General features: G+C 38.3%; 1 protein-coding gene. It reads left to right on the top strand.

The annotated features are described in order from the left end of the window. Positions 1-261: DUF4043 family protein (locus tag ACFILY_RS09620; protein WP_375673376.1), on the top strand; the 261-nt coding region annotated here is incomplete at both ends.

Raw genomic sequence — 261 nt, 5'->3', positions numbered from 1 at the left:
ATGAAGAGGCATTACAATTCCTTCATGACAGACTATATATTGACGAACTTTCGCATGCAGTTCGTGTAGAAAATGAAGGTAGTATAGCGCAACAACGTACAACGTTTGATTTGCGTGACGAAGCAAAAGATGGCTTAGTTGATTGGTATGCAGATCGCTTAAGCTTGATGTTTTTCATTCAAGCTTGCGGATATACAGCAAGGACAATCTCTTTTGAAGATCGGATGATAGATATCGAGAATGTGCATTATGGATTTAATG

Origin of the sequence: Bartonella sp. CL25QHWL, from assembly GCF_042195335.1 — a bacterium.
Classification (GTDB): domain Bacteria; phylum Pseudomonadota; class Alphaproteobacteria; order Rhizobiales; family Rhizobiaceae; genus Bartonella.
The sequence above is the reverse complement of the archived record's forward strand: the minus strand, read 5'-3'. Positions and strand labels throughout refer to the sequence as shown.